25 protein-coding genes are annotated in these 21,959 nt (G+C 38.9%); all 25 read left to right on the plus strand.

Going from position 1 to position 21,959, the window contains the following annotated elements:
• Nucleotides 1-32 precede the first annotated feature (32 nt).
• The 25 genes from topA to fliP all read left to right on the plus strand — a co-directional run bounded on the left by topA (nt 33) and on the right by fliP (nt 21,957).
• Nucleotides 33-2,105, plus strand: coding sequence for a type I DNA topoisomerase (topA, locus tag ACP8HH_RS06605; RefSeq protein WP_438317567.1), 2,073 nt, complete (start codon nt 33-35; stop codon nt 2,103-2,105).
• Between the two features lie 229 nt (nt 2,106-2,334).
• Complete coding sequence (gene xerC, locus ACP8HH_RS06610) at nt 2,335-3,234, plus strand: tyrosine recombinase XerC (protein WP_438317570.1); 900 nt, start codon at nt 2,335-2,337, stop codon at nt 3,232-3,234.
• A 15-nt stretch (nt 3,235-3,249) separates the two neighbouring features.
• A complete protein-coding gene (gene hslV, locus ACP8HH_RS06615) occupies nt 3,250-3,789 on the plus strand; it encodes an ATP-dependent protease subunit HslV (protein WP_438317573.1) in 540 nt (179 codons plus the stop codon).
• Entirely contained in the window at nt 3,789-5,189 is a 1,401-nt protein-coding gene (gene hslU / locus ACP8HH_RS06620; protein WP_438317576.1) for an ATP-dependent protease ATPase subunit HslU, read from the plus strand. Before hslV ends, hslU begins: the two co-directional genes overlap by 1 nt.
• A 97-nt stretch (nt 5,190-5,286) precedes the next feature.
• Nucleotides 5,287-6,063, plus strand: a complete 777-nt coding sequence (gene codY / locus ACP8HH_RS06625; protein ID WP_438317579.1) for a GTP-sensing pleiotropic transcriptional regulator CodY — start codon at nt 5,287-5,289, stop codon at nt 6,061-6,063.
• A gap of 281 nt (nt 6,064-6,344) precedes the next feature.
• Nucleotides 6,345-6,737: a flagellar basal body rod protein FlgB gene (gene flgB, locus ACP8HH_RS06630; protein WP_438317581.1), complete on the plus strand. Its 393-nt coding sequence runs from the start codon at nt 6,345-6,347 to the stop codon at nt 6,735-6,737.
• Between the two features lie 2 nt (nt 6,738-6,739).
• Nucleotides 6,740-7,201, plus strand: a complete 462-nt coding sequence (flgC, locus tag ACP8HH_RS06635; protein ID WP_438317584.1) for a flagellar basal body rod protein FlgC — start codon at nt 6,740-6,742, stop codon at nt 7,199-7,201.
• Nucleotides 7,202-7,226: 25 nt separating this feature from the next.
• A complete protein-coding gene (gene fliE / locus ACP8HH_RS06640; RefSeq protein WP_438317587.1) occupies nt 7,227-7,535 on the plus strand; it encodes a flagellar hook-basal body complex protein FliE in 309 nt (102 codons plus the stop codon).
• Between the two features lie 66 nt (nt 7,536-7,601).
• The gene (fliF, locus tag ACP8HH_RS06645) at nt 7,602-9,194 is read left to right on the plus strand and encodes a flagellar basal-body MS-ring/collar protein FliF (protein WP_438317589.1); all 1,593 of its coding nucleotides are present in this window, start codon (nt 7,602-7,604) and stop codon (nt 9,192-9,194) included.
• 15 nt (nt 9,195-9,209) lie between these two features.
• On the plus strand, nt 9,210-10,223 hold the full coding sequence (gene fliG, locus ACP8HH_RS06650; RefSeq protein WP_438317592.1) for a flagellar motor switch protein FliG: 1,014 nt from the start codon (nt 9,210-9,212) through the stop codon (nt 10,221-10,223).
• Entirely contained in the window at nt 10,216-10,989 is a 774-nt protein-coding gene (gene fliH / locus ACP8HH_RS06655) for a flagellar assembly protein FliH (RefSeq protein ID WP_438317595.1), read from the plus strand. The genes fliG and fliH overlap by 8 nt, the downstream gene beginning before the upstream one ends.
• Nucleotides 10,990-10,991: 2 nt before the next feature.
• Nucleotides 10,992-12,323, plus strand: coding sequence for a flagellar protein export ATPase FliI (fliI, locus tag ACP8HH_RS06660; RefSeq protein ID WP_438317598.1), 1,332 nt, complete (start codon nt 10,992-10,994; stop codon nt 12,321-12,323).
• Nucleotides 12,320-12,769 (plus strand): flagellar export protein FliJ, encoded by a 450-nt coding sequence (gene fliJ, locus ACP8HH_RS06665; protein ID WP_438317601.1) that lies wholly within the window; start codon nt 12,320-12,322, stop codon nt 12,767-12,769. Before fliI ends, fliJ begins: the two co-directional genes overlap by 4 nt.
• Before the next feature lie 4 nt (nt 12,770-12,773).
• A complete protein-coding gene (locus ACP8HH_RS06670; protein WP_438317604.1) occupies nt 12,774-13,373 on the plus strand; it encodes a magnesium transporter MgtE N-terminal domain-containing protein in 600 nt (199 codons plus the stop codon).
• Nucleotides 13,374-13,402: 29 nt separating this feature from the next.
• Nucleotides 13,403-14,629 (plus strand): flagellar hook-length control protein FliK, encoded by a 1,227-nt coding sequence (locus ACP8HH_RS06675; protein ID WP_438317607.1) that lies wholly within the window; start codon nt 13,403-13,405, stop codon nt 14,627-14,629.
• A 3-nt stretch (nt 14,630-14,632) separates the two neighbouring features.
• Entirely contained in the window at nt 14,633-15,289 is a 657-nt protein-coding gene (gene flgD, locus ACP8HH_RS06680) for a flagellar hook assembly protein FlgD (protein WP_438317610.1), read from the plus strand.
• Between the two features lie 18 nt (nt 15,290-15,307).
• A complete protein-coding gene (locus ACP8HH_RS06685) occupies nt 15,308-15,688 on the plus strand; it encodes a TIGR02530 family flagellar biosynthesis protein (protein WP_438317612.1) in 381 nt (126 codons plus the stop codon).
• An 82-nt stretch (nt 15,689-15,770) separates the two neighbouring features.
• Nucleotides 15,771-16,844 carry a flagellar hook-basal body complex protein gene (locus ACP8HH_RS06690; RefSeq protein ID WP_438317615.1) on the plus strand — a complete coding sequence of 358 codons (1,074 nt, stop codon included), beginning with the start codon at nt 15,771-15,773 and terminating at the stop codon, nt 16,842-16,844.
• A gap of 319 nt (nt 16,845-17,163) precedes the next feature.
• Nucleotides 17,164-17,385: a flagellar FlbD family protein gene (locus tag ACP8HH_RS06695; protein ID WP_438317618.1), complete on the plus strand. Its 222-nt coding sequence runs from the start codon at nt 17,164-17,166 to the stop codon at nt 17,383-17,385.
• Nucleotides 17,375-17,812, plus strand: coding sequence for a flagellar basal body-associated protein FliL (gene fliL, locus ACP8HH_RS06700; RefSeq protein ID WP_438317621.1), 438 nt, complete (start codon nt 17,375-17,377; stop codon nt 17,810-17,812). The genes ACP8HH_RS06695 and fliL overlap by 11 nt, the downstream gene beginning before the upstream one ends.
• Before the next feature lie 211 nt (nt 17,813-18,023).
• Complete coding sequence (gene fliM / locus ACP8HH_RS06705; protein WP_438317624.1) at nt 18,024-19,022, plus strand: flagellar motor switch protein FliM; 999 nt, start codon at nt 18,024-18,026, stop codon at nt 19,020-19,022.
• The gene (gene fliY / locus ACP8HH_RS06710) at nt 19,015-20,208 is read left to right on the plus strand and encodes a flagellar motor switch phosphatase FliY (protein ID WP_438319056.1); all 1,194 of its coding nucleotides are present in this window, start codon (nt 19,015-19,017) and stop codon (nt 20,206-20,208) included. Before fliM ends, fliY begins: the two co-directional genes overlap by 8 nt.
• A 19-nt stretch (nt 20,209-20,227) precedes the next feature.
• Nucleotides 20,228-20,590: a response regulator gene (locus tag ACP8HH_RS06715; RefSeq protein WP_438317627.1), complete on the plus strand. Its 363-nt coding sequence runs from the start codon at nt 20,228-20,230 to the stop codon at nt 20,588-20,590.
• Nucleotides 20,591-20,597: 7 nt separating this feature from the next.
• Nucleotides 20,598-21,299, plus strand: coding sequence for a flagellar biosynthetic protein FliO (locus ACP8HH_RS06720; RefSeq protein ID WP_438317629.1), 702 nt, complete (start codon nt 20,598-20,600; stop codon nt 21,297-21,299).
• Nucleotides 21,292-21,957: a flagellar type III secretion system pore protein FliP gene (fliP, locus tag ACP8HH_RS06725; RefSeq protein ID WP_438317632.1), complete on the plus strand. Its 666-nt coding sequence runs from the start codon at nt 21,292-21,294 to the stop codon at nt 21,955-21,957. Before ACP8HH_RS06720 ends, fliP begins: the two co-directional genes overlap by 8 nt.
• The last annotated feature ends 2 nt before the right edge of the window (nt 21,958-21,959 follow it).

Raw genomic sequence — 21,959 nt, forward strand, 5'->3', positions numbered from 1 at the left:
AATACAGAAAGTCTCTGAGGAGGCACACTTAATTGGCAGATTATTTAGTAATTGTAGAGTCCCCAGCAAAAGCGAAAACAATTGAACGCTATCTTGGGAAAAAATATATAGTACGTGCATCACTTGGGCACTTACGGGATCTCCCGAAGAGTCAAATGGGCGTAGACACTGAAAATAACTATGAACCTAGATATATTACAATTCGTGGTAAAGGCCCAATTCTTCAAGAATTAAAGAAAGAAGCAAAAAAAGTAAAAAAGATTTATCTCGCGGCTGACCCCGACAGAGAAGGGGAAGCGATTGCTTGGCATTTGGCCCATCAATTAGGCGTAGATATCGAGTCTGATTGTAGAGTGGTGTTTAACGAAATAACGAAAGATGCAATTAAAGAATCCTTTAAGAAACCGCGTCCGATTGATATGGACCTAGTAGATTCACAACAAGCTCGAAGAATTCTTGATCGGCTTGTCGGTTATAATATCAGTCCTATACTTTGGAAAAAAGTGAAAAAAGGGTTATCCGCTGGACGGGTTCAATCCGTTGCACTTCGTATGATCATTGACCGTGAAAATGAAATTAACGCATTTGAACCAGAAGAGTACTGGAGCATTGCTGCTCGCATTGAAAAAGGAAAAGCTGAATTTGATGCAAGTTTTTATGGTGAAGGCAAGAAAAAAGTGAAGTTAATTAATAAAGAACAAGTTGATGAAGTTCTCGGGAAATTAAAAGGGAAAACATTTGACGTCGACAAAGTTTTGAAAAAAGAACGACGACGTAATCCTGCTCTTCCTTTTACAACATCATCGTTACAACAGGAAGCGGCACGTAAACTGAATTTCCGTGCAAGAAAAACAATGATGATTGCCCAACAACTTTATGAAGGTATTAATATTGGTAAAGAAGGTAACGTAGGTCTTATAACTTATATGAGAACAGATTCTACTAGAACTTCCGAAACCGCAAATGCAGAAGCAAAATCCTATATTGAAACAATGTATGGAGAAGAATTTCTTGCAGCAGTAAAACCACCAGCAAAAGCATCGCCAAAAGCACAAGATGCGCATGAGGCTGTCCGACCAACCTCGGTAATGCGTCCACCTGCTGCTATGAAGGCTCTTTTATCGCGAGATCAATTCAGGTTGTACAAACTTGTGTGGGAACGTTTTCTAGCGAGTCAGATGGCTCCAGCGGTCTTGGACACGGTCTCAGTAGACTTGGTTAATGGAGAAGTGAAGTTTAGATCGACCGGCTCCCAGGTCAAGTTCCAAGGGTTTATGAAAGTATATGTTGAAGGCGATGACGATAAAGAAGAAGAAAAAGATCGTATTCTTCCTCCGTTAGTTGAGGGCGAAAAGGTGAAGTTTAAAGAAATCGATCCGAAACAACACTTTACGCAACCACCTCCTAGGTATACCGAGTCAAGATTAGTTCGGACACTTGAAGAACTAGGAATCGGAAGGCCGTCAACATTTGCGCCAACACTTGATACCATTCAAAAACGTGGTTATGTAACTCTCGATGCAAAACGCTTCATACCAACAGAACTTGGTGGAATTGTCCATCAGGCAGTAAATGAATATTTTCCAAATATTATAGATGTTGAATTTACGGCTCAGATGGAAAAAGAACTTGATGATGTTGAAGAGGGCAAAACCAAATGGGTTCAAGTAATCGATAATTTTTATAAAGATTTTGAAAAACATGTGACATTCGCTGATGCTGAAATGGAAAAAATTGAAATAAAAGACGAACCTGCTGGGGAAGATTGTGAAAAATGCGGATTACCTATGGTCTACAAACTTGGAAGATATGGTAAATTTATGGCGTGTTCAGGATTCCCGGATTGTCGAAATACAAAAGCGATTATCAAACCAATCGGAGTCACATGTCCTACATGTAAAAAAGGCGAAGTCGTTGAGCGAAAGAGTAAAACGAAACGAATCTTTTTCGGTTGTGATCAATATCCAGAATGTGAATTTGTTTCTTGGGATAAGCCAGTCGCAAGGGCTTGTCCGAAATGTGAGGGTCCACTAGTTGAGAAGAAATCGAAAAAAGGTGTTACTGTACAGTGTACAGAATGTGACTATCAGGAGGATACACAATAAGAATAGTTGAGGATTCTTACTTAATTCCGAATTGTTGATATCTAGACACAACTTCAACAATGAGCTTTAGGAGAGTGCCGTTGCTTTAGATAAGCGTTAAAACAGTTCTTTTTGGGAATACTTATTAAGAATGCTCGATTTTGAATTAGTACTATAGTAAGGTCCTGATTGCGGAAAGCCTCTGAATTTTGTTATAATTTAGAGGCTTTTCATGATGGAGGTGGAATGTTTGATAATACAGCCTTCGATTATCCGTGGTGAATATATCACTTATGTTCGACTTGAAAGAAACTTCTCGCCCTTAACGGTTTCTGAATATGAAAAAGATATAGATGAATTTCTACTGTTTTTAAGTGCTGAAGGAATTGCCGATTTAAATGATGTTACCTATCCTGAAGCTAGGCTTTATGTGACGGGCTTGTATGATAAAGGTCTTGCAAGGACTACTATCTCTAGAAAAGTTTCCTCTATTCGTTCCTTTTATAAATTTGCGAACTCTAGATATGGAACAAAAGATCATGCATTTAGGTCTCTTCATCATCCGAAGAAGGAAGAGCGACTTCCTGCTTTTTTTTATGAAAAAGAAATGGAACAACTTTTTTTAACTTGTGCTGGTGAAGACAAGAAGTCCCTTCGTGATCGTGCAATTCTAGAAATGCTTTATGCAACAGGAATTCGTGTCAGCGAGTTAATATCGATACAAATGAATGATATTGACGATCATCTTGGAATTGTTATGGTAATGGGAAAAGGTAGAAAGGAACGATATGTTCCGTATGGTAGCTTTGCTCAGCAGGCCATTGATTTGTACCAAGAAGAATGCAGATTACAGCTCATGAAAAAGAAAGAGCATAGCTTTCTATTTGTGAATCTTCGAGGAGATCCACTGACAGATCGGGGAGTGCGGCATATTCTTAGTTCGCTTGTTGAAAATGCTTCACTTCATTCGAAAATTTATCCACATATGATACGTCATTCGTTCGCGACACATCTGCTTGAAAATGGAGCCGATATGAGGACGGTACAAGAATTACTTGGGCATGCACATCTTTCATCGACCCAAGTATATACGCATATAACAAAAGAACATTTACGGAAAACGTATATGAATACTCACCCAAGGGCATAGGGAGGATGATTTTTTATGGAATTCCACGCAACGACAATATTTGCGATTCGTCATAACGGTGCTGTTGCAATGTCTGGAGACGGACAGGTAACGGTTGGTAATGCAGTTGTCATGAAACATACCGCGAAAAAAGTTCGGAAATTATTTAACGGCACAGTTCTAGCCGGTTTTGCTGGTTCAGTTGCAGATGCATTTACTCTTTACGAAATTTTCGAGGGTAAACTTACGGAGTACAATGGCAATCTTCAACGTGCAGCGGTAGAAGTCGCAAAAGAATGGCGTGGGGATCGAATCCTGCGCAAACTTGAGGCGATGCTGCTTGTAATGGATAAAGAACAGTTATTTCTTGTTTCTGGAACAGGCGAAGTGATAGAACCTGACGATGGTATTCTTGCGATAGGTTCTGGTGGTCATTATGCACTGGCGGCGGGACGTGCGCTAAAGAAGTACAGTGGAGATACGTTAACAGCTACTGAAATTGCTAAAGCGTCCTTGGAAATTGCTTCTGAAATTTGTGTTTTTACAAATGACCAGATTATTGTGGAGGTGCTCTGATGACTCTTAAACGGGAATTGACTCCGAAGGAACTGACAGCACATCTTGATCGTTATATTATTGGCCAAGACAATGCAAAAAAGGCAGTAGCGGTTGCAATTCGAAATCGTTATAGAAGAAGTTTACTTCCGGAAAATGAAAAGAATGAAATTATTCCAAAAAACATACTGATGATTGGACCTACTGGTGTTGGTAAAACAGAAATTGCCAGAAGGATAGCGAAACTTGTCAATGCACCGTTTCTGAAAGTCGAAGCGACCAAATTTACTGAAGTTGGATATGTTGGTCGTGATGTAGAATCGATGGTTAGAGATTTAGTTGAAGCGGGAATTCGAATTGTTCGTGAGGAAAAACGTGAGTCTGTGAAAGAAACAGCTACATTACTTGCGAATGAACGTTTGATTGAATTGCTTGTTCCTGAAAAGAAAAAAGCAGGTGGAATGCAAAATCCTTTCGAAATGATGTTTGGACAAAAGGCAGAAGAGGAAGAGACAGATTATGCGGAAGAAGCAAATGTGAAGTTGAAGCGTTCCGAAATATCCAAAAGACTTCAAGCAGGTGAATTGGAAGAAGACACCATTACCATTGAAGTTACAGCTCAAACTCCTTCCCTGTATGACGCATTTCAAGGTTCCGGAATGGAACAAATGGGTGCTAATATGCAAGATGCACTCTCGTCTCTGATGCCGAAGAAATCAACCAAACGTAAGTTAAAGGTAAAGGATGCCCGTCCTTTCCTTGAGAGTGAAGAAGCTGATAAATTAATAGATCATGACGAAATCGCAAGACATGCAATAGAGTTAACAGAACAATCCGGAATTATATTTCTGGATGAAATGGATAAAATCGTTAGTCGGGGCGGAAGCGGGTCATCTGCGGATGTTTCACGCGAAGGTGTTCAAAGGGATATATTACCAATCGTTGAAGGTTCGTCTGTATCGACAAAGTATGGTACTGTAAAAACGGACTTCATTTTGTTTATTGCAGCGGGTGCATTTCATATGGCAAAACCTTCGGATATTATTCCGGAACTTCAAGGACGTTTTCCGATTCGAGTTGAACTAGACAAACTGTCGAAAAGTGATTTTGAACGCATCTTAAAGGAACCAGAGTTCTCTTTAATTCGTCAATATGAAAAGTTACTCGAAACTGAACATGTTATTCTGCATTTTGCAGACGAGGCAATTAGTCGAATTGCCGAAATCGCATTTAATGTAAACGACGACACTGAAAATATTGGCGCAAGACGTCTGCATACAATTCTTGAGAAGTTATTAGAAGAGTTATCGTATGAAGCGGCAGATATAGGCCCTGCGACTATAAAAATCACGTCGGAATATGTCGATGAAAAGCTCCAAGATATCGCAAAAAACAAAGATTTGTCACAATTTATACTTTAAATAATAAAAACGGAATCGTTTTAGTTTATTTAATGATTGGAAACCTTTAGAATATTCGTATAACCAATTGTAATTATTTTGAGGAGGAAAAAGTAAGATGACATTATTAGTGAAAACAAGAGAGATCAATGCAATGTTGCAGGAGTCTTCAGAAAAACAAGTAAGCTTTAAAGAAATGGCAGAAAAACTTAGTTCTGTAATTGCATGTAACACATATATCGTGAGTAGAAAAGGTAAATTACTTGGTGTTGAAATTCATCAGCAAATTGAAAACGATCGTATGAAACAAATGTTTGAAGAGGGTCAATTTCCAGAAGAATACACAAAAAGACTATTTGATGTAAATGAAACATCATCAAACTTAGATATAAACAGCGTTCACTCAGCATTTCCTGTTGAAAACCGCGATTTGTTTAAAGAAGGTTTAACAACGATTGTTCCAATCATTGGTGGCGGTGAACGTCTTGGAACACTTATTCTTGCAAGAATGAAAGAAGATTTCCAAGATGACGATCTAATTCTTGCTGAATACGGAGCAACAGTTGTAGGAATGGAAATTTTACGTGAAAAGTCAGAAGTAATTGAAGTAGAAGCTCGTAGTAAAGCTGTTGTTCAAATGGCTATCAATTCACTTTCATACAGTGAGCATGAAGCAATTGAACATATCTTCAATGAACTTGATGGCAATGAAGGTCTTCTAGTTGCATCAAAAATTGCAGATCGAGTTGGAATTACACGTTCAGTAATCGTAAACGCACTTCGTAAGTTAGAAAGTGCTGGAGTTATTGAGTCACGTTCATTAGGAATGAAAGGAACTTATATTAAAGTTCTTAACAATAAGTTTCTTGAAGAACTTGAAAAACAAAAATCGTAATTAATCGTAATGAAGCATTCCCTATACTTTAGGGAGTGCTTTTTTTATGGATTTCAAAAAATACAACTTATAGTTATAAGTTGTGGTGTTGAAAACTCGCGCAATAATCATAGTATTCAAGCAATATTAAAGTGCCGTGGTATTTGTTTAAGTATTCATAGACATAGTACGACAGCATCTGCTAAGATAGTACTATATGTTGAAAATAATAGAGTGCAATAAAAATGATGTATAATAACTACTAAACTACTGCTAATAAAATAATAGATGGGTGGTATACGATGAACCTTTTTGGTAATACAATTCAATCCCTCGAACGTGGTCTGGATTATTCAGCTACAAAAGGTAAGACAATAGCACAAAACATTGCAAATATAGACACGCCCAATTACAAAGCAAAAGATGTTAGTTTTAAAGAAGTCTTTTCAAATGTTCAAGCGAAAAACTTAGGGGCCTATCGAACAGACGCGCGTCATATTGATTTCAAAAGTCGTTCAATAGAACCGGGTGTATTTAATTATTCGAACTTTCGTTACCGTCACGATGGTAACGGTGTAGACATGGACAAGGAACAATCAAGTTTAGCAGCCAATCAAATCTATTACAATGCAGTTGTAGATCGTTTGAACGGCAAATTTAGTACACTGCAAAATGTGATTAAGGGAGGCCGTTAACGTTGACGATATTTCATAGCCTGAATACGTCTGCTTCGGCACTTACTGCCCAAAGGCTTAGGATGGATGTAATTGCTTCTAATATGGCGAATGTTGATTCTACACGCGATAAATTCGTAAATGGTGAATGGCAACCATATCGAAGAAAGTCCGTATCTTTTCAACCACGGGAGGGCCAGTTCTCCTCAATGTTAAACGCAGCAATGGGAAAAACAAATAAAGGATCCGCCGGATACGGTGTGAAAGTATCTCGAATAAATGAAGATACAGAGACTCCTTTCAAACTTATATTTGATCCGAGTCATCCAGATGCCAATGAAGATGGATACGTTGAAATGCCAAATGTCGATCCACTTCGTGAAATGATTGATTTAATGTCTGCTACCCGGTCTTATGAAGCAAATGTCACTGTATTGAACGCAAACAAATCAATGTTAATGAAAGCCTTAGAAATCGGAAGATAACTAAGAAAATTGGGAGTTGAAAACAATGGCCATTCAATCTGTTTTAAATAGTGCACCAAATGTAAGTCTTCTGAAGCCTGAAACTCAGTTGAAACCAACATCGAACGAAGTACAACAGAGTTTTGGAACGTATTTAAAAGATGCAATAAGTGAAGTGAATAAAATGCAGGTTAATTCAGACATGATGACTGAAAAACTTGTTAGAGGCGAGAATGTCGAATTGCATGATGTAATGATTACAGCCCAAAAAGCAACGATTGCACTGAACGCAACAATGGAAATGCGAAATAAAGTAGTAGAAGCATATCAAGAAATCATCCGGATGCCAGTTTGAGTATTTTATTAGTTCATTCGAATTGGTTTTTAGGCTTGAACTACGTAAGTTGACCGGGGGATTATAATGAATGAAAGATTTGCGAAAATCAAAACAGACTTTGGTTTGTTTTGGACAAGTCGCACAAAAAAACAAAAAAATACATATATTATATCGCTTGTGGGGATTGTCGCAATCGCAGCTTTTTTAACATTCTTTCTTTCCAAGACTGAATTTGTGCCCTTATATCAAGAGGTTTCTTCTGCAGAAATAGGTCGCATTAAGGAGCAACTTGATAGCCAGGGAGTGCCAAATCGTATTGAAGCTGGTGGATCATCGATACTAGTACCTAAAGCGAGAGTTAATGATCTATTGGTAACATTAGCTGCACAAGGGTTCCCAACTTCAGGAACGACGGATTACACAATCTTTTCTGAAAATGCAGGTTTCGGTATGACAGATAACGAGTTTAATATTATGAAACTTGCTGCTACACAAACGGAACTCGCTAATTTAATCAAAAGTATTGAAGGAATAAAAGATGCGAATGTCATGATTACGATGCCTACGCAAAGTGTTTTTCTAAATGACTCAGTTCAAAAGGCAACTGCTGCAATTATTTTGAAAACAAATCCTGGTCATCAGTTTACGGAACCACAAATTACAGCACTTTATACTTTAGTGTCTAAGGCCTTACCTAATCTTGCAACAGAAGATATTTCAATTAGAAACCAATACTTAGAGTACTTTGATATGAAAGTAAATAACGGTGCGAACGGTACTAGTATTACGGAGCAAATGGCCGTTAAAAAAACAATTGAACGGGATTTACAAAGACAAGTACAGATGATGCTTGGCACGATGATGGGACAAGACAAAGTCATTGTATCCGTTACGACGGATGTCGATTTTAAACTTGAAAATCGCGAAGAGTCACTCGTAACACCAGTAGATGTGGAAAACATGGAAGGCATTGCCTTAAGTGTTCAACGGATTACGGAATCCTTTACAGGAAATGCCCCATCTGTTGGAGGTACTCCTACCGGAGAGGATCCTACCGATAATGGAACAGGTTCATATGTTGAAGGACAATTCCAAAACGGTGATTATGAAAAAATTGAAGAAACGATTAATAATGAAGTGAATCGAATTAGGAAAGAGATTGTTGAAAGTCCATATAAAATTAGGGATATTGGGATTCAAGTAATGGTAGAACCCCCCGTAGCAGATGATATTACGTCTATGCCTGAAGGCGTGCAAGTAGATATCGAACGTATTCTTGCAACAATCATTCGTACATCGATTGATAAAGAAGCTGCCGGTGAACTTTCAGAAATAGAAATTGGTGAAAGAATCGTCGTTTCTGTTCAACCGTTTAACGGTAAGCAGGCTGAATTCCAACCTATAGGTTCTATTATTCCGTGGTGGATATATGTAATTGGCGGGGTACTTTTACTCGTAATTATTGGACTTGTGATTGGTCTTGTTAGAAAACGTCGCCAAACTGAAGAAGATGAACAAGAAATTATACTCGAAGAACAGGAATTACTCACAATCGATGAAATTAATACGGAGCAAGAAACAGAGGGAACGCTTCGCAGAAAACAACTTGAGAAACTTGCAAAAGAAAAACCCGAAGAATTTGCAAAACTACTGCGTACGTGGATTGCTGAAGAATGAGAGGTGGGAAATAGAATGGTGAAAAAAGAAAAAGCTTTATCAGGTAAACAAAAAGCAGCTCTCCTACTTATTTCCCTCGGACCTGAGGTAGCGGCTGCGGTTTACAAAAATTTAAATGAAGAAGAAGTAGAACGATTGACGCTTGAAATTTCAGGTGTGAAAAAGATTGAGTCATCCGTTAAAGAGGAGATTATTGAAGAATTTCATAATATAGCAATTGCTCAAGATTATATTACACAAGGCGGAATTGGATATGCAAAAACCGTCCTGGAAAAAGCACTTGGAAAAGAACATGCACAAGCCATCATTAATCGGCTCACTTCATCACTACAAGTGAGACCGTTTGATTTTGCTAGACGTGCTGATCCTTCGCAAATTCTGAATTTCATTCAAAACGAGCACCCACAAACGATTGCACTGATCTTATCATATCTTGAGGCGCAACAAGCCGGAATAATTTTATCGTCTTTACCTCAGGAAATGCAAGCAAATATTGCGAAAAGAATAGCAACAATGGATTCTACGTCCCCAGAAGTCATCAGTGAAATTGAAGCGGTGCTTGAAAGAAAATTATCATCTACCGTTACTCAGGATTACACTGAAACAGGGGGCGTAGACGCTGTCGTTGAGGTGCTTAATGGTGTTGACCGTGCAACTGAGAAAACAATCCTTGACGCACTTGAAATACAAGACCCAGAACTCGCAGAAGAAATTCGTAAGCGCATGTTCGTATTTGAAGACATCGTTACTTTGGACAATCGCTCGATTCAACGAATTATTCGGGACTGTGAAAATGAAGATTTAATATTGTCTTTAAAAGTATCAAGCGAAGAAGTTCAAGAAGTATTGTACAAAAACATGTCCCAACGTATGGCTGAGACTTTCAAAGAAGAGATTGAAATTATGGGACCAGTTCGACTGCGAGATGTCGAAGAAGCCCAGTCGCGAATTGTTGCAATAATACGCAGGTTGGAAGATTCTGGTGAAATAATCATTGCTCGTGGTGGAGGAGATGACATCATTGTCTAACGTATTCCGTTCACAAAACACCCTGTCAGAAATTGGGGGAACGCGACAAATTGGAATCCGAAACTTGAATGCTATAGAAGAGTTTGAAATAGAAAATCAAAATATTTCCCTTGAAGATATTTATTTTGAACGAGACAAAATTCTAAATGAAGCCAAAAAAGAAATAAACATGGAAAAGTTGACGATAGAAAACATGCGAAATGTCGCTTCAGAAGACATTTTATCAATGCAAAAAGCCTGGGCTGAAGAAAAGGAAATACTTGAACAAAAAGCCTATGAAGATGGTTTTCAAATAGGTCATGAAGAAGGAAGAAATAAGGCCCTATCAGATATGGAATCTTCAATACAAACAGCCAATAAAACGACTGAGCAATCCCTTAACAATGCGAGTCAATATGTTGCAAGTCAGGAACGCGTCATACTCGAGCTAGCAATGCGAAGTGCGGAACGAATTTTGGGTGAGGTAATTGGGGAGGATGAAGAACGGTTTCTATCCATCGTCCGAAGAGCAATTAAAGATTCACGAGAAATGAAAGAAATTAAATTATATATTTCTCAAGATTATTTCGAATTCATTTCAGCAAACCGGGCAGAACTCGCCGCGATATTCCCACCAGATGTACCATTTCTCATTTTTGCAAACGACGATTTTGAATCGACAGAATGTTATATCGAAACAAATCATGGCCGAATCGTAGTAAGCGTGGATGAACAATTAAACGAGATCAGAGAACGTCTTATTGAAATTATGGAAAGCGGTGACTAACGATGAAAAAAGCGGAGCAATTGACCGAATATATACCTAAACTGAATACGTTTAAAAAGTTTGGTCGAGTTGCCCGAGTCGTTGGTTTAATGATTGAATCGCAAGGTCCTGAAAGCTCAATAGGGGACGTCTGTCATATCCATTTAAAGAACGGGACAGATGCTGATTCTGTAATAAAAGCCGAAGTTGTTGGTTTTCGAGAAGAAATTGTTATCCTCATGCCTTTTACAAATATACGAAACATTTCAAGTGGTTGCTTGGTTGAGGGACTTGGAAAGCCACTGGAGATAAAAGTTGGCATGAACTTAATCGGTAAAGTCTTAGATTCATTAGGCAATCCGATTGACAACAGTCCGTTGCCAAGGGGTTTAACAACTGTTCGGACTGAACAAGACCCGCCCAATGCACTCACTCGTCCTCCGATAAATGAAAAGCTATCCGTCGGAGTGAAAGCGATTGACGGAATGCTTACGATTGGTAATGGCCAAAGAATTGGTATTTTTGCAGGTTCAGGTGTAGGTAAAAGTACTTTACTCGGTATGATTGCCCGAAATACAACTGCAGATTTAAACGTCATTGCACTAATAGGAGAACGTGGTCGAGAAGTACGGGAATTTATTGAGAGAGATTTAGGACCTGAAGGAATGAGTCGCTCAATTGTAGTAGCGGCTACTTCTGACCAACCAGCCCTTATGCGGATTAAAGGTGCTTTCACGGCTACGGCAATTGCGGAATATTTCCGGGATAAAGGAATGAACGTCATGTTGATGATGGACTCCGTTACTCGGGTAGCGATGGCACAGCGTGAAATTGGCCTTGCGGTTGGCGAACCCCCCGCGACTCGTGGATATACGCCATCTGTTTTCTCGATATTACCTAAATTACTTGAGCGAACGGGAACGAATGAACACGGCGCGATTACGGCATTTTACACCGTTCTTGTAGATGGTGATGACATGAATGAACCGATTGCCGATGCGGTACGGGGGATACTTGATGGGCACATCGTTTTGGATCGAACACTTGCGAATAAAGGGCAATACCCAGCCATTAACGTTCTGAAAAGTGTCAGTAGATTGATGAATCACATTGCAGATGATGACCACGTAAAATCGGCTGAAAGGCTTCGTGAACTATACTATACGTACGATAAATCCGAAGATCTTATTAACATTGGCGCTTACAAACGTGGGACGTCAAAAGAGATTGATAAAGCGATTGAATTCGAACCTCTTATTACAAACTTTTTAAAACAGAGTTATAAAGATAATATTTCAATTGAAGACAGCATTACCGAACTAATAGCACTTGGAACGGGAGGGAATGTATTGTGAATGCATACAGTTACCGTTTTGAGAAAGTTTTAACATACCGTGAACAACAAAAGACTGAAACCGAGATGGAGTATAAATTATCGATTGATGCCTTTGAAATTGTTGCAACAAAGCTTTACGACTTATTGAAAAAGAAAGAAGATACATTAAAAGAACAGCAAGAACGACTGGAAACTGGATTTTCAATTGATGGGATTCACCATTATGTACGGTTTGTAAATAGCCTTGAAAAAAAGATTGCTGAACTTCAACAAGAAGTTCTACAAGCCCGTTCGAAAATGACTTGGTACGAAGAAAAGTTGTTGGAAAGAACGATTGAAGTGAAGAAGTTTGAAAAAATGAAGGAGAATGACCAAGAAGATCATCGAATTGAAATGGAACATAAAGATGCGATTCGGCTTGATGAGTTATCTACGTTAAGTTTCGGAAGAAAAGAAATCAGGTGATACAATGGCGAAAAAGAAGAAAGTTGAAGATTTATCAGCTGTGAATGAAGAAAAATCATCTAACAAGCTACTTGTCGTAATACTCTCCATACTACTCCCTTTACTTGCGATTTCGGCGGTGTTCCTAATTATTGCCAAGTTCACTGATGTCAATGTGTTCGATAAAGCGAAGGAACTTACGGGGAAACTGCCTTTTGTTGATGAAGAAAAGGATTTCGTAGGTGAAACTGATTTAATACTTGAAGAGCGTGTTGTGACTTTACAAGCAGAACTTAGTGAAAAAGAAACACAACTCGTAAAACTTCAAGCTGAGGTAGAAGGCTCAGCAAATGAAAAAAAAGAATTGCTTGAAAAATTAGAGGAACTTCAATATGAAATTGAAATTTTAAAGGTAGAAAAAGACACCACAAAACGAACGTTTACAGAAATTGTATCTACATTTGAAAGAATGTCCGCCAAATCCGCTGCTCCTATATTAACTGAGATGGCTGACGAAGAAGTGATGCGTATTTTAACAAGTATGAAACCAGAGTTACTCGCGGCGATTCTGGAAAAAATGACACCCAAAGATGCAGCGAAATATACATCATTAATGACGAAATAGTAGGCTTGCTTTAAATTCTTTTAAGGGAGGTGAAAAAAATCAACATAACAATGAGCCAAACAGTTACTGGAATCAGTAGCCAGGGACAAACAAGTGGAATGCAATCTGGTAATTTGAAGGAAAACTCAGGTTTTGGATCTATATTTAGCGGAATTATGGCGGGTCTTCCAGCAACACCGATTGTCACTGAAGTAATTTCTGAAGGTGCAACCGATAGTGCACTACTAGCTATACTGAATGCAAAAACTTTAGAAGAGCTAAATGCCGTATTGAACGCAATTGGCGTCGAAGATTTAGATGCTACTATTAAAATAAACGATTTCTTTAAAATGACTGAACTTGAAAATCTAGAAATAGATCCTCAACGACTAATGGATAACATACTTCCATTGCTTGATGCGATCGATACTTTAACACCGCAGTTTTTTAAAAACCTTTTAACTTCACTCGAAGGAAAAGGTGAAATACCAAAAGAACAGGCAATTGATCTTCTGGCATTCTTGAAAACAATTGAGGTTGCGGCACCGAAAACAGATCTTCACGTGAGGCAAGAACAACAAGTGTTTAGCCTTCAAAGTATGATTGCAACAATTGCTAATAATTTTGAAACCAATCTGAATGCAAAGAGTAACGGAAATATTGAATTGGTTCAATTACCGCAGCAGATTATGCGTTTTGTAATGCAGTCAGATACAAATCAAAGTTCCAATAACAACGATGGAAATCCAAAAGAAGCTCCTAAAGATACACAGACACAAGCAATTAGTGCTGCGTCAAGTAATCTGGCGAATATAAAAAGCGACTTGCCAGCTACTGAAGTAGAAAATCGCAACAATGCACGAAATGAAACACTATTGAAAGAAATGCAAAACCTTTTTAAAAGATCTAATTTCGGTCAAGCAGGGGGCACGAATCGACTGCTCGTTAAATTATATCCCGAACATTTGGGACAAGTTCGTATCGAACTTATACAAACAAACGGAGTAATGACAGCACGAATACTTGCGTCAACAGCACTTGGTAAAGAGATGTTGGATAGTCAGTTACATCAGTTAAGAGCATCCTTCCAACAACAAAATTTACAAGTAGACCGCATTGATATTACCCAAACATTGCAAGATACAACACGAAACGGTAGAGATCAAGCTTTCAATCAGCACTTTAAACAGGAACAAGAAACAACGGAACAACAACAGAATCACGACCCGGAAGATGAAATGACATTCCAGGAATATATGATTGAACTGGAGGCATAACGAATGGCAACAATAGACGGACAAAAACCGATTTCAGGCAATGATTACCTCGTCAATAAACAACGAGATGAACGAAAAACAGGCGATGGTGTGATGGGGAAAGATGATTTTATGAAACTGCTCATTGCCCAATTGCAAAACCAAGACCCAACAAACCCGATGAAAGACAACGAATTTATCGCACAAATGGCACAATTTTCTGCACTTGAACAAACAATGAACTTGTCGAAGTCGTTTGAAAAATTTGCGGAAGCACAAGGCCAATCACAATTAATTCAATATAACCAATTTGTTGGTAAGAATATTAAATGGCATCAAATAACAGAAGAAGTGGGCGAAGATGGTAAATCAGTTGTTTCTGAAGGTACTGGAATGATTTCATCTGTAAAATTTGTCAATGGATTAGCTGTATTTACAATGGAAGACGGAAAAGAACTAACGCCAGGAAATATTTCCGAAGTACTTGCGAGTGGCTCTGGAGGTACTAACAATCTCGTGGAGGCAAGTATGCTCATTGGCAAAAATGTTGGTTATACGAACGGCGAAGAAGAAAAGTCAGGTCTAGTCGTTTCTGTTTCCAATAAAGATGGTAAACTTCAATACATTTTAGAAGATGGAAGTCGTATAGATGGAAAAAACTTCACATCAATAAGCCGATAAAATGAACGGAGTGACTGTATGGACAACATAAATATCCATCGCATTCCATCGCCACCATTCATTCGCCAAGGAAAGCCTATACAATCTGTCCAAAGTCCTAAACAATCCTTTCTTGAACATTTGAATAAAGCGAAAGAGCCTGCAGAGCTGAAAATCAGCAAACATGCAAGCGATCGTTTAAAAGAGCGCGGCATTCAAATATCGGAATCAGAATGGGCACATATTGCAGATAAAGTGAACGAGGCGAAAACGAAGGGAATCAAAGAGTCTCTCGTCTTGATGGATCAAGCAGCACTCATTATAAGTGCAAGAAATTCAACTGTCATTACAGCGATGGACCGCATGGAAGCGAAAGATCAACTATTTACAAATATTGACGGCACAATAGTGCTTAGCTAAAACGGCAGGACCTTTACAGGATGCCACGCACCACCGACTGATTGAAGTGGTGCACTCAAAATCGAGAGGGGAACAAATATAAATGTTACGTTCAATGTACTCAGGAATTTCAGGATTACGAAACTTTCAAACAAAACTAGACGTAATTGGTAACAATATTGCAAACGTTAATACGTACGGCTTTAAAAAAGGAAGAACCGTTTTTAAAGATTTGATATCACAGACTGTTGCGGGTGCTTCAGGTGCAAGTGCAACGCGCGGTGGGGTAAACCCAAAACAAGTTGGGCTTGGATCACAAATTGCTGCAATTGATACAATTCACACAGGTGGATCTACACAGTTTACGGGAAATACACTGGATCTTGCGATTGCAGGAGATGGATTCTTTCAAGTAAGTGACGGTAGCGAGATGATGTATACAAGAGCAGGAAACTTTTATATGGATAGCACTGGTGATTTGGTTGATGGTGATGGTAGATACCTTATGGGATTACAAGGTAAACCAAGTGATGGTACTGATTATGTGGATGAAGGAGACGAAGAAATGGGTCTTCCTTTTGATCCTGACGATTATACTTATGGAAAAATCCAAATCCCTAAAACAGCTTCCTCTATGTCTATTGGGCAAGATGGTACAGTTTATTTTGTTGATACAACGCAGGCAGGTAAGGATGCAATAGCTGCCGAGGAACTGCTTTTCAGGCCGCAAGAAGCAACACTAAAGGCTGCTATAAAAGGCGCTGAAGTAGCTTTAAAAGCGGATCCAGAGGATCAGGGTTTAAAAGATGCTTTAAAAACTACTCAAGATAATTATGATCTTGCCAAACTCCCTTTAGACCAGGCAATAACGGACAACAAAGCTGTTCTTCAAGTTGCCGGTAAACTTCAAATCGCAACATTCTCAAACCCAGGCGGACTTGATAAAGTTGGTGGTAACTACTTCCGAGTTTCAGCAAACTCTGGAGAAGGAAATCCAGGCTTTGCACTCGACCAAGGTTTCGGCAAGATGGAGTCCGGTTTCCTAGAAATGTCCAACGTCGACCTTGCTGAAGAATTCACTGAAATGATTGTTGCTCAACGTGGTTTCCAAGCAAACACACGAATCATCACTACATCGGATGAAATTCTTCAAGAACTCGTGAACTTGAAACGATAATCGAATATCTCATTACTATTTTTAATACTAACTAGGTTGATTGGAGTGCAAGGCAGTCTAAAATCACGACGTCCTGTCGTAACGACTGCATGACCCACCTCGTGTGGGCCCCTCGGCTAAAGCTGACTCCGGGAGGATTAGCGTGCGCCTTGAGACCCTGGACGTAGCGAAGCGAAGGAAGCGGCTCAAGCCACGCCCTCCGGAACGCGTCCGACTGGAACGGAAATCAACCGGTTTAATCCCAAACACCAAGAACTACTACAAACTATAGTTATATAAAAGGAGGGTCGGGCCGGCTCTTATGCCTGGCCCCTTACATATGATAAAAGTTACTCGTTTGAACGGTATGGAGTTTACATTAAATGCTCTTTACATAGAAAAGATTGAGTCTTTTCCAGATACGACAATTACGCTAACAACGGGCACAAAGTACATTGTTCTGGATACGGCTGATGATGTACTCAGCCGCATTACCGAATTTTATAAAGAGGTTCAATTATTAACAAATCCGCATGTCAGAGGTGCTGAAGATGAAGAATAAAATGTTAACAATCATACTAATTGTTCTCGTTTGTGTCACTTTAGTTGGTGTTGTTTTCCTAGCTCTTTGGTTATCGTTTGGAAATGACTTTAAAGCCGAAGCGGTAGCGAAAGAACCGACGATTGATGAAATTGTCGAAGCATCTGTTGATGTTCCTGAAATCACAACAAATATTGGGAGCAGGCAGTTTATCCGTATTTCATTGAAAATCCAAACCGAAAATGTTAAAGCTGCTGAAGAGCTTACGAAACGTGAGTTCCAAGTGAAAAACATCGTTATACAGGAATTATCTGAAATGACAGCAAAAGACCTTGAAGGCAAAGCGGGGAAACAAGCTTTTGAAAATGCTTTGAAGTCCTATTTGAATCCGTTGATGCAAACAGGTCAAGTCGAACGGGTTTATATTGTGTCCTACATTATTCAGTAAGTAAGTTTTAACTGAATTCAGCATTCATCCCACCACTTCTATAAGTGGTGGGATGAATGCGAACTTTTTTCTTTCAGTGGGGGTTCAAACTCCGACTGAATTAAGTTAAAGCCTCCGGCGGATGTCACAGATTTTTAAAGGAGTTTTTCGAGTAAACTCGAAAAAAATCTGGACGCAATTACACCAAGGCGAAATTGATGGAGGTGACCTTATGTCGGGAGATATTTTATCGCAAAATGAAATTGATGCACTTTTGTCTGCATTGTCAACAGGTGAAATGTCTGCGGATGATATGAGAGTTGAAGAAGAGACCCGCAAGGTCAAAGTGTATGATTTCAAACGGGCCCTCCGGTTTTCGAAAGATCAAATTCGAAGCTTGACAAGAATCCATGAAAACTTCGCTCGATTGTTGACAACGTTTTTCTCAGCGCAACTTCGAACATATGTGCAAATAAATGTCGCTTCAGTAGACCAAATACCTTTTGAAGAGTTCATTCGGTCCATACCGAATATCACACTCATTAATATTTTCGAAGTAACTCCCCTAGAAGGTAATGTGCTGATGGAGGTCAACCCAAATATTGCTTATTCCATGTTGGACCGCCTTATGGGCGGGGTTGGAGAGAGTCCGGGCAAAGCGGATAGCTTAACGGAAATTGAAATGAAAATAATGAGGAATTTATTTGAACGGTCCTTTGACAACTTACGTGAAGCGTGGTCGGGTTTAATTGACATTGATCCCTATTTAACGGAAATCGAAGTGAATCCGCAGTTTCTTCAAATGATTTCACCAAATGAAACGGTTGTTGTTATTTCGTTTAACATTATAATTGGCGAATCAAGTGGAATGATAAACATTTGTATTCCACATATTGTTCTTGAACCAATCGTGCCTAATTTATCGGTTCAATATTGGATGCAAACGAATAAAAAAGAAATGACAACTGAACAAAGCGCAAAGCTTGAAAATAGACTTAAAAAAGCTTCATTGTCTATTGTTGTTGAACTAGGAACTGGTAAAATGACAATAGAGGATTTCTTATACCTTCAACGGGGGGATGTAATTTCTCTGGACCAGAAAATTGATGATCCACTTATTGTCAAAATCGGGGAATTACCAAAATTCACCGCTCAACCAGGACATTTAAGAAACCGAATGGCAGTGCAGATAATAGAAACGTTGATTGGAGGGGATGAAGATGATGAGTAATGATATTCTATCGCAAGAGGAAATCGAAGCGTTATTACGTGGTGAACCGATTGGATTGGAAGAAGTTTCAGGTACTCTTGAGGATGAATTTACTACAGATACTTATTTAACTGCAATGGAACAAGATGCTCTTGGTGAAATAGGAAATATTTCATTTGGTAGTTCAGCAACCGCGCTTTCGGCACTACTCGGCCAAAAGGTTGAAATCACAACGCCTACTATTTCGGTCGTTGACAAGTCTACGATAGAAAAAGAGTTCATCCATCCATACGCAGCAGTAAATGTGAATTATACAGCAGGACTTAGTGGGACGAACCTTCTGGTGATCAAGCAAAGCGATGCCGCGGTAATTGCGGATCTTATGCTTGGAGGCGATGGCACAGAGCCAAATGGTGATTTAGGAGAAATTCATTTAAGTGCAGTGCAAGAAGCGATGAATCAAATGATGGGTTCTGCGGCGACGTCCATGTCAACTGTGTTTAATAAAAAAGTAGATATATCCCCGCCGACTATTAAACTTATAGATTTCAACGAAGACGCGGGACGCGAACAGTTACTTGAAGAAGAGTTAATGATAAGAATTTCATTCGCACTAAAAGTGGGCAATTTAATAGACTCTAATATTATGCAACTCATACCGCTGCAATTCGGAAAAGAGCTTGTTGGAGAACTATTAGGTGGAATTGGGGAAGATGAAACAGCGGCAGTTGCTGAAATGGCTGCTCCCATCACGCAGTCGGCAGAACCAAGCAGAAATACAAATCATGAGAAGCAGCGAGTTGAACCAATAAATGAGCCGGTTTATCAGGAACAACAGGCTCCGCAGTATCAGCAACAGCGACAAATGCGCGCTCCAGAACCACAAGTGCATGTGCAACAGGCTCAATTTGCTAGTTTTGAAGCGCCAAGCCTAACACAAGGAGAGTCCCAGAACTTAGATTTACTATTGGACATTCCTTTGCAAGTAACGGTTGAACTGGGTCGCACAAAGCGTTCTGTAAAAGAAATACTTGAGATATCAGGTGGATCGATTATTGAATTAGACAAATTAGCTGGTGAACCAGTTGATATTCTTGTTAACAGTCGCCTCATTGCAAAAGGTGAAGTTGTTGTCATTGATGAAAACTTCGGAGTACGTATTACAGATATATTAAGTCAGGCAGATCGTCTGAATAATTTGAGATAGTTACTGGGAGGTAATGAATTTGGGGAAAAGAATTTTGATTGTTGACGATGCAGCATTTATGAGAATGATGATTAAGGATATATTGACAAAAAACAACTTTGAGGTTGTTGGCGAAGCAGCAGATGGCGCGCAAGCAATTGATAAGTATTTTGAATTAAAGCCTGACCTTGTAACAATGGATATTACAATGCCGGAAATGGATGGCATTACAGCGCTTAAATCCATTAAAGAAAAAGATCCTACAGCAAAAATCATCATGTGTTCAGCTATGGGTCAACAAGCAATGGTAATTGATGCAATTCAGGCAGGGGCTAAAGATTTTATCGTTAAACCGTTCCAAGCAGACCGTGTAGTTGAAGCAATCGAAAAAGCATTAGGATAACTAGATTATGAAGTTATCAATAATGAAAAAGTATGTACAAATTGTCCTTATACTTCTTTTACTACTTGGAATAGCTCCTAATTCAACAGTCAGCGCGGATGGAAATAATTTGTTTCTATCCGATTGTCTTGATGATAAAAATGATTGTGAGGATGATGCGAAAAAAGAAAGTGAAAATAAGGTTGACGTTCCCGCTACTGATAGCACTTCTAAACCCGCAAACCTTGGGTCATCAGTTGGGGATTACATAAAAGCGTTATTCGCACTAGTTTTTGTCATTGGATTATTGTACGCACTGCTCAAGTTCATCAATAGAAGAAATCGATTGTATGATAAAACTCGACTAATGAAAAACATGGGTGGTATTTCACTTGGTCAACATAAATCAATCCAACTTGTAGTCATTGGTGAAACATATTACTTGATAGGGGTCGGAGATGATATCCGGCTTTTAAAAGAAGTAACAGATGCAGATGAAATTGAAAAACTTACAGAGTTCTATCAAGATGATGCCACACCACTTGCTTCAGGGGTGCTTGAAAAATTGTTGAATAAATTAAGTGGAAAAGAAAGCAAAAAACAAACCGAATCATCAGATGAACCAACCGAATTCAGTACGATTTTTAATACAAGGCTCGATGAGATGAAAGTGGAAAGGAAACGGCAGTTAAGCCGATTGACAGAAAAGGGGCGCAATAGAGATGAATGATTTCGTTCAATTTTTCTCGGACAGTGATCCCTCAAATGTATCCACCTCCATTAAGATGATGCTCCTTTTAACAGTATTGTCTTTAGCACCAGCAATTCTAATATTAATGACCTCTTTTGCGCGTATTATTATTGTTCTGTCTTTTGTTCGAACTGCACTTGCGACACAGCAGATGCCTCCAAACCAAGTACTCGTAGGGCTAGCACTTTTCCTAACCTTTTTTATAATGGCACCAACGTTTTCCCAGGTAAATGAAAATGCATTAAAACCTTTGTTTGCTGAAGAAATCACATTGGAGGAGGCATATGAAGAAGCAAGTCTTCCACTAAAAGAATTTATGAGTAAACATACGCGTCAAAAGGATATCGAGCTATTTTTAAGATACAACGAAGTGGAACGTCCGGAATCATTGAAAGATATTCCATTAACTATGCTTGTTCCAGCATTTGCATTAAGTGAAATAAAGACAGCATTTCAGATGGGTTTTATGATTTTTATTCCATTTCTAGTAATCGACATGATTGTAGCAAGTATTCTAATGTCGATGGGAATGATGATGTTACCTCCTGTTATGATTTCATTACCATTTAAAATCTTATTATTCGTCCTAGTAGATGGATGGTACTTAATTATTAAATCGCTGTTGCAAAGTTTTTAGGA

Origin of the sequence: Sporosarcina sp. FA9, assembly GCF_051550205.1 — a bacterium.
GTDB lineage: Bacteria > Bacillota > Bacilli > Bacillales_A > Planococcaceae > Sporosarcina.